This is a genomic window from Williamwhitmania sp. (genome assembly GCA_035529935.1).
Lineage (GTDB): Bacteria > Bacteroidota > Bacteroidia > Bacteroidales > Williamwhitmaniaceae > Williamwhitmania.
The window spans coordinates 1-10,540 of sequence record DATKVT010000003.1 but is presented as its reverse complement, the minus strand read 5'-3'; the positions used below and the strand labels follow the sequence as shown (position 1 = coordinate 10,540).

Annotated in this window: 10 protein-coding genes; 4 read left to right on the top strand and 6 right to left on the bottom strand. The window is 44.4% G+C overall.

What is annotated here, in order from left to right; genetic code table 11:
• The 4 genes from sufC to VMW01_00190 form a co-directional block, all read right to left on the bottom strand.
• A partial coding sequence (gene sufC, locus VMW01_00205) for a Fe-S cluster assembly ATPase SufC (protein ID HUW04656.1) occupies positions 1-744 on the bottom strand: 744 nt, incomplete at its 3' end.
• Positions 745-812: 68 nt separating this feature from the next.
• Entirely contained in the window at positions 813-1,193 is a 381-nt protein-coding gene (locus VMW01_00200) for a four helix bundle protein (protein HUW04655.1), read from the bottom strand.
• A gap of 51 nt (positions 1,194-1,244) precedes the next feature.
• A complete protein-coding gene (gene sufB, locus VMW01_00195) occupies positions 1,245-2,693 on the bottom strand; it encodes a Fe-S cluster assembly protein SufB (GenBank protein HUW04654.1) in 1,449 nt (482 codons plus the stop codon).
• Between the two features lie 215 nt (positions 2,694-2,908).
• Positions 2,909-4,042 (bottom strand): ATP-binding protein, encoded by a 1,134-nt coding sequence (locus VMW01_00190; protein HUW04653.1) that lies wholly within the window; start codon positions 4,040-4,042, stop codon positions 2,909-2,911.
• Positions 4,043-4,233: 191 nt separating this feature from the next.
• Between VMW01_00190 and thiL the strand changes: the two genes are divergently transcribed.
• The 4 genes from thiL to VMW01_00170 all read left to right on the top strand — a co-directional run bounded on the left by thiL (position 4,234) and on the right by VMW01_00170 (position 8,950).
• Positions 4,234-5,268, top strand: coding sequence for a thiamine-phosphate kinase (thiL, locus tag VMW01_00185; protein ID HUW04652.1), 1,035 nt, complete (start codon positions 4,234-4,236; stop codon positions 5,266-5,268).
• A gap of 16 nt (positions 5,269-5,284) precedes the next feature.
• On the top strand, positions 5,285-6,748 hold the full coding sequence (locus tag VMW01_00180) for a lipopolysaccharide biosynthesis protein (protein HUW04651.1): 1,464 nt from the start codon (positions 5,285-5,287) through the stop codon (positions 6,746-6,748).
• The gene (locus VMW01_00175; GenBank protein HUW04650.1) at positions 6,738-7,865 is read left to right on the top strand and encodes a DegT/DnrJ/EryC1/StrS family aminotransferase; all 1,128 of its coding nucleotides are present in this window, start codon (positions 6,738-6,740) and stop codon (positions 7,863-7,865) included. Before VMW01_00180 ends, VMW01_00175 begins: the two co-directional genes overlap by 11 nt.
• A 116-nt stretch (positions 7,866-7,981) precedes the next feature.
• Positions 7,982-8,950 carry a glycosyltransferase gene (locus VMW01_00170; GenBank protein ID HUW04649.1) on the top strand — a complete coding sequence of 323 codons (969 nt, stop codon included), beginning with the start codon at positions 7,982-7,984 and terminating at the stop codon, positions 8,948-8,950.
• A 3-nt stretch (positions 8,951-8,953) separates the two neighbouring features.
• Here the strand turns inward: VMW01_00170 and VMW01_00165 are convergent, their stop codons facing one another.
• Both VMW01_00165 and VMW01_00160 read right to left on the bottom strand, forming a co-directional pair.
• On the bottom strand, positions 8,954-10,036 hold the full coding sequence (locus VMW01_00165) for a glycosyltransferase family 4 protein (protein HUW04648.1): 1,083 nt from the start codon (positions 10,034-10,036) through the stop codon (positions 8,954-8,956).
• Positions 10,036-10,540: NAD(P)-dependent oxidoreductase (locus VMW01_00160; GenBank protein ID HUW04647.1), on the bottom strand; the 505-nt coding region annotated here is incomplete at its 5' end. The genes VMW01_00165 and VMW01_00160, both read right to left, overlap by 1 nt.

The window sequence follows — 10,540 nt, the reverse complement described above, 5'->3', positions numbered from 1 at the left end:
CTGCCCATTTTTGATCCAGTCGTATCCCTTTTCCTCTAGCTCAAATGCCAGCTCCTTACCGGCCGATTTCACAATCTGACCGTTATAGAGAATGTGCACGTAATCAGGAACAATGTAGTCGAGCAGACGTTGGTAGTGCGTTATCACAATGGAGGCATTTTCTGGGGTGCGTAACTTGTTTACCCCATTGGCAACAATCCTTAGCGCATCAATGTCGAGACCTGAGTCGGTTTCGTCGAGGATTGAAAGCATTGGCTCCAGCATGGCCATCTGAAAAATTTCGTTCTTCTTCTTCTCACCACCCGAAAAGCCTTCGTTTACCGAACGATTGGTAAGCTTTGCGTCGATCTCCACAATTTCGCTCTTTTGGCGCATGGTTTTTAGAAAGTCGGAGGCAGATAGTGGCTCAAGTCCCTTATACTTTCGATGCTCGTTGAGCGCAGCACGCATAAAGTTTACCATGCTTACCCCCGGAATTTCAACCGGATACTGAAAGCTTAGAAAAATGCCTGCCCGTGACCGGTCTTCTGCAGGCAGGTCGAACAGATTTTTTCCGTTGAAGGTGACCTCACCCTGTGTAACCTCAAACACCTCACGTCCGGCCAAAACCGCAGCAAGCGTGCTTTTCCCAGATCCATTTGGACCCATTATGGCATGCACCTCGCCTGCCTTCACCTCAAGGTTTATTCCCTTTAATATCTCCTTGCCATTGATACTGGCGTGTAAGTTTTTAATTGTAAGCATGTTTCAAAAAGATTTATAAGGAATTGGAAGAAGTTAAATGAAGTTATTTCAGAAGTTAAAAGAATAATTCAGCCATTCTGAGTAATTGCATTACAATAACTGTTGAGCAAAAAACTAACTTCAATTAACGCACTTGTTGCCTCCTTTGCTATTTTATCATCAATGTATTTTAGATCCTTTGAAAGAATTAAATAATATCGAGATTCTTCAATGGATGCTTGTGCAATATTAAAGAATCTCAACTTGTCAAGTTTCCCCTTTTTCTTGTAGCCTTCTGCAATGTTTGCAGGGATTGAAATGGCAGCTCTTCTAAATTGAGAAGTTAAGCCAAATTGCTCCAGTCTTGGATAGTTAGAGGTTATCTCATATGCAATTAAAACGAAGGAATGTGCCTTTTGCCAAACAAGCAAATCTTCAAAACTCTTTGTTTTTCGATTAAGCTCATCCATGGCCATTCTTCTAACTTCTTTTACCTCCGTCTAACTTCATATAACTTCTTTCTAACCAACACTTCCCTCCAAGCTAACCTGCAGTAATTTCTGAGCTTCTACTGCAAACTCCATGGGGAGCTGGTTGAGTACCTCCTTGGCATAGCCGTTAACTATTAGTCCAATGGCATCCTCGGTGGAAAGGCCACGCTGGTTGCAGTAGAAAATCTGGTCTTCCCCAATTTTTGAGGTTGTAGCCTCATGCTCCACCAATGAACTTCTATTCTCCACCTCAATGTAAGGGAAGGTGTGAGCACCGCATTTATCGCCCAGCAAAAGCGAGTCGCACTGTGAGTAATTTCTTACGTTTTCGGCATTCTTAAGCACCTTAACCAACCCACGGTAGCTGTTTTGGCTAAAACCTGCCGAAATTCCTTTCGACACAATGCGACTGCGAGAGTTCTTTCCAATATGAACCATCTTGGTACCCGTATCGGCCTGCTGGTAGTTGTTGGTTAACGCTACGGAGTAGAACTCAGCATAGGTGTTTTCGCCCTTTAGTATGCAGCTGGGATACTTCCACGTGATGGCTGAACCGGTCTCCACCTGTGTCCACGACAGCTTGGCGTTGTCGCCCTTGCAGATGCCACGCTTGGTTACAAAGTTGAATATACCTCCTTTTCCGTTCTTGTCACCGGGATACCAGTTCTGAACGGTTGAATATTTTACCTCCGCATCCTTCATCACCACAATTTCCACGATGGCCGCGTGCAGCTGATTCTCGTCGCGCATGGGAGCTGTGCAGCCCTCTAGGTAGCTAACGTAGGCACCTTCGTCGGCCACAATGAGTGTGCGCTCAAATTGACCGGTGTTGGCAGCATTAATTCTAAAGTAGGTGGATAGCTCCATGGGGCAACGCACGCCTTTAGGAATGTAGCAAAACGAGCCATCGCTAAACACCGCAGAATTAAGAGTTGCAAAAAAATTGTCGGAGTAAGGTACCACCGAGGCCATGTATTTTTTCACTAGGTCAGGGTGCTCTTTCACTGCCTCGCTAAACGAGCAAAAAATAATGCCCATCTCTGCAAGCGTTTCCCGGAAGGTGGTTTTCACCGACACGCTATCCATCACCGCATCCACCGCTACGCCGGACATCATCTTCTGCTCCTCGAGCGGAATGCCCAACTTCTCGAAGGTTTCTCTTAACTCCGGGTCAACCTCGTCCATGCTGGTAAGAGAGACCTTTTGCTTGGGTGCCGAGTAGTATATGATATCCTGATATTTAATGTCGGGGATTGTTAAATGGGCCCACTCCGGCATCTTCATGGTAAGCCAGTGACGGTATGCCTTCAGTCGGAACTCTAAAAGCCAGTCCGGTTCTCCCTTCTTTTGGGAGATGAGTCGCACAACATCCTCGGACAAACCTTTGGGAATTGCTTCATTCTCAATGTCGGTAACAAAGCCATACTTGTAGTCGCTTTCCGTTACTTCGTTGAGAATTTTATCTTGTTCACTTGCCATAGCTGAAATCCAAATTTCGATAACGTTTACAGGTTAACAATGCACTAGGGTTAATGTTTACCTATTGTTTAGTTGCATCAACCTTCGCTATATTTAATCTAAATTAACCGGGGCAAAGATAGCAGCTATTTTATTTTTTGATAAGAAGTTGTGGGGAAAAATAGTATGATAATCATCAGGTAAAGCGTTGAGTTATATATAAGCTTACCTAAGAATTATGGGATAAGGCCAATGAACTCCTCGAAGTTGGTGGGTGTAATCACCTCCATTTTGTTTATGGGATATCCGTTACGAAAGGTGGTGGAGAAGTGCGCCTTTGCTTTAGGACTCCACTTAAATTCGTAGGCTGAGAAGTGTTCTCCTTCCTCCTCGATATAATCTATCTCTTGCTGCTGAATGGTTCGCCAGAAAAACCTTCTATTGTCGAACTTATTAAGATTTAAATATTTGAATCGCTCGCTCATTAAAAAGTTCTCCCAAAGGGCTCCTATGTCGCTCCGCATGCTCACATCATGAAAATTTCCAATAATTGCGTTACGAACTCCGTTGTCGTAGAAGTAGAACTTTTTTCCCTTCTTTATCTCGATGCGGCTATTACGACTCAACGCCGGCAGTCGAAATATCACAAATGCTTTTTCGAGCATATCGATGTAGCGTTCAACAGTTTGGTTGTCAACTCCAACCAGCTGAGCCAATTCCAAATATTTTACTTCGTTGCCTAGCTGCAGTGCTAGAGCCTTAAGGATTTTATCGATGATGTGAGGCTTATTTACACCTTGAATAAGAGTCAAGTCCTTGTACAGATAGCTGTTAACAAGTAATTTCAGCAACTCAGCTGCATCGCTCTGCTCAACTACTATTTCAGGGTAATACCCATAAACGAGCCGATGCTCCAACATTCTGCGCTCCTCGAGTAATCCATGGTGCTTTACCATTTCGCAATAGGAGAGTGGTGGCAAGAAGAATTCAATCTTGCGGCCAGTCAACGGTTCGTTTGCCCTGTTAGCCAGTTCGAATGAGGAGGAGCCGGAAGCAATTACCTGAACGTCTTTAATCTGATCGGCAAACAATTTTAGGGTAAGGCCTATGTTTTGAATTCGCTGCGCTTCATCAATAAATACAATATCTGCATTACCAACCAGACGCTTTAGTTTGGCAGAAGTGGTATTGCTTATAAATTCTCTAATATCAGCCTCGTCCCCATTAAATCGAACAATTTTTTTGTCTAACTCCCCTAGTAGTTGCTCAATAAAGGTTGTTTTACCCACCTGCCTTGGGCCAAATACGATGAGTATCTTCCCCCTGAAGAGCCAACTTTTTATGTTAGAACCAAATTCACGAACTATCATGGCTGTAATGTTATCTAATCAAATATAGGCTAAAAATTATAAAAGCGCAATTATATATAATATTATGCGTATTAAATCGCAAATACTTATAGATGCTCTCAGCATTGCACCATTCGTTGAGTTTTACAACTTCATGAACTACTTTAAAATATATTCGTCCAAACCCCTATCTTTGCACAAAATATAACTACATGGCGGAAAAGAGAAGAAGAACGGAGATATCGACCTTGGGCGAATTTGGGCTAATCGACCACCTTACAAAGGAGTTTAAACCATCACAACCAACTACGTTTAAAGGTGTGGGCGACGACTGTGCGGTAATCTCCGCTGGCGACAATCTGATGGTAATAACTACCGATCTGCTGCTGGAGGGAATTCACTTCGATTTAACCTACTCTCCCTTGCGCCATCTGGGTTATAAAGCAGTAGTGGTGAATCTCTCCGATATATATGCCATGAATGCAAAACCAACGCAGATTACCGTTTCGGTGGGTGTTTCGGCGAAGCTCTCAGTGGAGGATCTTGAGGAACTTTATTCTGGTATCCACATGGCCTGTGAGCGATACAGTGTTGATCTTGTAGGTGGTGATACCTCCGCGTCACTAACGGGACTTTGCATCAGCATAACGGCGATAGGTGAGGTTAGTAAAGAAAGCATTACCTATCGCTCTGGGGCAAAGGTCAACGACCTTATTTGCGTTTCGGGTAACTTGGGTTCTGCCTACATGGGCCTTCAAATACTGGAGCGTGAGAAGCGAGTTTTTCAAGCCACCGGCATGGAACAACCAAAGTTGGAGGGATACGACTACGTGCTGCAACGTCAGCTAAAGCCTGAGGCTAAGCAGAGCACCATTGACATGCTTCGCGAAGCGGGAGTGAGACCTTCGGCTATGATAGATATCTCCGACGGGCTATCGTCCGACCTGAAGCACATTTGCAAGCAGTCGGGCGTGGGATGCCGCGTTTACCTAGAAAAAATTCCCATTGCGGCCGACACCTTCAAGGTTTGTGAGGAGATGAACTTTGATGCCGTAACAGCCGCCCTCAACGGTGGTGAGGATTACGAACTGCTCTTCACCATTCAGCAGAGCGACTTCGATAAGATTAAGAATCTTTCGGGAGTGGACTTTATTGGCCATATTACCGGAGCATCCACGGGTGAATTTTTGGTTACCCCCGACGGCCGAGACATTGAGCTAAAGGCTCAGGGCTGGGTGGCTTACTAATGTTAAGGATTATTGTATGATAAACCAGGAGCTGAGAGATAAGACTATCCGGGCAACGGTTTGGAACCTTGTTGAGAAACTTGGTGTTCTTGGAATTGGGCTTTTCATAAATATAATTCTGGCCCGGCTGCTTTCGCCGACCGAGTATGGATTAATAGGCAACATTGCCATTTTTACCGTCATTGCCAACACTTTTCTCGATAGTGGTTTTGGCGCTTCGCTTATTCAAAAACAGAAGACCAGCCAGATAGACTACTCCACCATCTTTTTCTTCAACTTGGGAATAGGGGTGGTGCTCTATGGTATTTTGTTTGCCATTGCTCCATGGGTTGCCAGCTATTTTCAGCAACCCATACTGAAATCGCTACTCCGAGTTGTGGGGCTAATGCTAATATTCAACAGTTTTGGGCTTATTCAGGCCACCCTATTTACAAAGAATCTCAATTTTAAAACGCAATCGAAGGCAGCATTAGTTTCCAACTTGCTTTCCGGAGTTATTGCTGTTTCCATGGCTTTCTTGGGATTTGGAGTATGGAGCTTGGCCGTTCAGGTTCTCAGCGCAGTAATCTTTAAAACAACACTTCTTTGGTATTTCTCCGACTGGCGCCCAACCCGGCAATTCAGCTTTCAATCGTTGAGGAGTCTCTTTGGATTTGGGTCAAATATTTTGTTTTCAAGTCTCTTGGAAAACATCTACCAAAGTGCCTTTTCCTGGATTATTAACAAGCGGTTTTCCATTCAAAGCCTAGGATTCTACACGCAGGCAAAGAAGCTGCAGGAGATACCGGTACTCATACTATCAAACGTAATTGGTGGGGTTACCTTCCCAGCAATGGCTACCATACAGGACGACAATGTGAAGTTGAAGCAGACCTACAAAAAAATTCTTCAGCTGCAGGTATTTGTCAACTTTCCAATTATGCTTGGGCTCATGGTGATGGCTAAGCCGGTAGTGGCAATTTTGCTAACGGCCAAGTGGCTCCCTTCCGTTCCGTTTATTCAGCTGCTGGCACTGGCAGGAATGCTATACACACTTCAAACAACCAATCTCAACATACTCAAAGTCAAAGGTCGCTCCGACCTTTACTTGAAGCTGGAAATTGTGAAAAAGATAATGGGTGTTGCTCTAATAATCGTGGGGCTATTCTGGGGAATTTACGGGCTGGTTGTCAGCTTAGTTGTATCTGCCTATATCTCCTACCTAATCAACAGCTATTACTCTGGCAAGCTAATAGGCTATCCGGTAAAGGAGCAGCTCATCGACCTTGCGCCTTACCTGCTCTCGAGTGTTATAATGGCTGGAGCCGCATACGGCATAAAGTTGGTTGTACCCTTTGGCGATATAGGAATGGTGCTTTGCCAGGGTAGCGTGGCTGTTGCAACCTATTTTTTAGTTTCTTTGCTATTACGATTAGACGCTATTAACGAACTGAAAACCATAGTTGGATCACTTTCAAACAAAATACGAAATGGAAAGTAGAGAGGATAACCCCATTTTAGTAACACAACCCGAGTTGCCACCACTTGAGGAGTTTCATGAGCTACTGAAGGATATTTGGACTACCAAATGGCTCACCAACAATGGAAAATACCATCAGGCACTGGAGAGCGAGCTAGCCAAGTTTCTTGGCGTACCCTACATTAGCCTCTTTTCCAATGGGACCATGGCCTTAATTACTGCTCTTCAAACGCTGCGTATCACTGGTGAGGTGATAACATCACCCTACAGCTTTGTGGCTACTACCCACGCTCTGCATTGGAATGGAATAAAGCCCATATTTTGCGACGTTGAGGCAGACTTTTTCAACCTTGACCCTAAGAAAATTGAGGCGGCCATCACCCCAAAAACTACCGCCATTCTTCCGGTGCATGTGTATGGCAATCCATGCAAGGTGGATGAGATTGCAAAAATTGCAGATACCTACGGGCTAAAGGTGATTTACGATGCTTGCCACGCTTTTAATGTTAGAATTGGAGGCCAATCAGTGATGAACTTTGGCGACCTCTCCGTGCTGAGCTTCCACGCCACCAAGGTATACAACACCATTGAGGGTGGAGCCATTATTTGCCACGATGAGAAAACAAAGAAGCGTATAGATTATCTCAAGAATTTTGGTTTTGCCGATGAGGTAACTGTTGTGGCACCAGGAATCAATGCCAAGATGAATGAGATTCAGTCGGCCTATGGGCTGCTGCAGCTGAAGTATGTGGAAGAGGCCATTGAAAAGCGCAAGGCTGTTGCAGATCGTTACCGTGAACAACTTGCCAATATCCCCGGAATTAGGGTTCTGCACGATATGGAGGGTGTTCAGCACAACTATCCTTACTTTCCCATTCTCATTGATCACAAAGAGTTTGGAACCAGCCGCGATGCGGTATACGAAAATCTGAAGCAATACAACATTTTTGGGCGTAGGTATTTTTACCCTCTCATTAGCCAGTTTCCAACCTACCGTGGGCTACCATCGGCATCAGCCGATAACCTACCCGTGGCAGAGCAGGTGGCAAGCCAGGTGCTCTGTTTACCCATATACCCACAGCTACCATTAGAAAAGGTGGATAAAATAGTTAGGATAATAAAATCACAAAAAAGTTAATAAGCCCCAATATTTACAAAATTCAAGGAAAGGAAAACAAGGTTAGTATTGCAAATCTTGTTTCAGAATATGGGATATTTAAGTGAAATAGTAGCAATGGAAATTCTTTTCATTTCATGACAGACCAAGAGCTTGTTACAGTAAGTGTTCTCATGACTACGTACAATCATGGGCGGTTTATTGAGGAAGCCATTCATGGAGTGTTAATTCAGCAATATTCCTTTAGGGCAGAATTTATCATTGCTGATGATGCTTCGTTGGACAACAATCAGAGTTTGATAGCCAAGCAATCAGAAAGATATCCCGAATTAATAAAGCCCATCTTAAGGGAAAAAAATATTGGTGCACACCTAAATTGGAACGATGCCTTGGCCCGATCGAAAGGCAAATACATTGCCATTTGCGAAGGCGACGATTTCTGGAACTCCCCAGATAAGCTCCAAAAACAGGTGGCTATTTTAGAAACCAATCCTGAGGTTGGGTTGGTATTCTCCAACTTCAATATCAAGGAGAAGCACCGCACAGTAAGGAGAGTGCTCAAAACAGTTCCCTCCTGCATTGATAAGCCCGATGAGCTATTGGTAAGTAACCCCATTGCCACCTGTACTATTGTGTGCCGACGTGACCTGCTAAACGAAGCACAGGCTTTTCTTGGTGAAAGGAGGTTTGCCATGGGCGACTATCCAATTTGGCTCTACATTGCCCAAAAGTCGAAATTAGCTTACATTGATGAGCCTTTTGCCACTTACCGTATTGTGGGAGGTTCAGCCACCAATCAGGGCTACCACAGGCAGCTGGCATTTCTGGAATCGCAGCAGGAGGTGAAAGAGTTCTTTATGGAGCGTTTTTCCTACAGTGAACCTATTCTGCAAAAGGTGAAGTTGGAATACCTTCAAAAGAAGTTGATGCTTTGCTTTCTGACCAATAAAAGGGACGAGTTGGACAAGTGTGCCAAAAGTTTAACGTTGCTGAAGGGTAAACTTACGCTACGAGAGAGGGCTTACGCAACAATGGGAAAGAGTTGGCTGCTCTCCTTTCCAATAAAGCTCTACCACAATATTTACCATCGGTTAAGGAGAGGTTAGCGCCTACTCAAGCAGTAGCCCTATTAATTTCTCCTCCCTCTTCTCCATTGTAAAGTTGGCAAGCGTATATTCTCTCGCCATTTTGGCCGTATCCATCGTAAGGGCTTTCCTAATAGCCACTTCAAGCTCGGTCACCTCGCGTTTGTATATCAGCACTCCGCATGGGCCAATAGCATCGGGTATTCCATTTACATTTGACCCTACAGGAATGCACTCGCAAAGCATGGCTTCACTGAGGCTTACGGGCATACCTTCGGTAATGGAGGCCTGAACGTAAACCTTGGAAAGATTGAAGTAGTGCGATAAAACCTCGTCGGGGCAAAACGATGGGATAACCTTGAGATTCTTAATTTCGGAAATCTTGTAGTTCTCTTCCACCCACTCCATATAGGTTTTTTTAACGCTGATGAGCACAAAGTCCAAGTCAGGATTCCGGCGAGCCACCTCGATAAACAGATCGTAGCCCTTGTTGTAAAAGTCGGAGGTTGTATTCATGGTACCAACCGTCATTACTAGGTTTGGTTGCTTCTGTACAGTCGCATCAAATCGAATGCGACTCTGGTCAATGCCGTTGGGGACCACCTCCAGGCGCCCTTTTATTCCCTTTACATAGTGCTTAATGCCGTCGATATGGGGATTTTCGGGATTGTAGAAAAAGTTCTCATGGTATATTAGGCTTTGGTGATTGGGCAGTACCAAGGTGGCATTGCGCAGGGCATACTTTACGCACCAACCTCTAAACTTTTTTTGGTAAACTCCCTTTCCCAGCTCCTTGTAGCAAATGGCCTCCTGTCCGCCGGCAAAAATTATGGTGGGCTTCCTAAATATTCGACCCATAAGCACCATTAAGGCGGAATGGTAATCGCCAAACCAGGTAACTAGTGCCTTTGTTCGGCAGAGGTTGAATAGGATAAATAGCTTTAGGTGAATCAACCGCCAGATAAAACCGGCCTTTTTGCCAGCCTGATTCAGCAAAATTGACTTAACCTCAAAATGCTTCTGTAGAATCTGCTCATCGGCTCTTATGAAGGAGGAGTTGTTGGGTTTGATGTAAAGTATTTTGCTGCCCGGTTTTAGCATAGCCATTATCTGAGCGTATTAATTATCTTTTCAATTCCTTCGGCAAATGTGGTTCTTGGTTTCCAGCCCAACTCGGCAGTTGCCTTAGCAATGCTAACATAAACATCCCACACCTCATTTTTTCGTTCAATATTCTTGGCTAGGTAAGGTTTATCTATTCCAGAGATGTCAAGAACGGTTTTAATGATCTCCTCCACGCTTACGGAGTATCCGCTGCCCACGTTATACAATCCGTAGTTTTTCCGACCAATGGTGCCAACCAGCACATCCATAAAATCGTCGATGTAGAGGAAGTCACGCTTTGGTCGTAAATCCATCACCTCTACGGTATTTACTTCTGGGTTAAGTACTTGCTCAATGATAAAAGGGATAAGAAAACTCGGGTTCTGATTCGGACCAAAAATATTAACCGGTCTAAGAATGGTAACCGGAACGCCAAACTGTTCTGAATAAAATCGACAAATATCCTCAGCCACCAACTTGCTGTGGTTGTATGGGCTTACTGGTGCA

Coding starts and splice junctions, on each gene's coding strand:
- VMW01_00200 (HUW04655.1), bottom strand. CDS start 1,193: ATGGATGAGCTTAATCGAAAAACAAAGAGTTTTGAAGATTTGCTTGTT.
- sufB (HUW04654.1), bottom strand. CDS start 2,693: ATGGCAAGTGAACAAGATAAAATTCTCAACGAAGTAACGGAAAGCGAC.
- VMW01_00190 (HUW04653.1), bottom strand. CDS start 4,042: ATGATAGTTCGTGAATTTGGTTCTAACATAAAAAGTTGGCTCTTCAGG.
- thiL (HUW04652.1), top strand. CDS start 4,234: ATGGCGGAAAAGAGAAGAAGAACGGAGATATCGACCTTGGGCGAATTT.
- VMW01_00180 (HUW04651.1), top strand. CDS start 5,285: ATGATAAACCAGGAGCTGAGAGATAAGACTATCCGGGCAACGGTTTGG.
- VMW01_00175 (HUW04650.1), top strand. CDS start 6,738: ATGGAAAGTAGAGAGGATAACCCCATTTTAGTAACACAACCCGAGTTG.
- VMW01_00170 (HUW04649.1), top strand. CDS start 7,982: ATGACAGACCAAGAGCTTGTTACAGTAAGTGTTCTCATGACTACGTAC.
- VMW01_00165 (HUW04648.1), bottom strand. CDS start 10,036: ATGGCTATGCTAAAACCGGGCAGCAAAATACTTTACATCAAACCCAAC.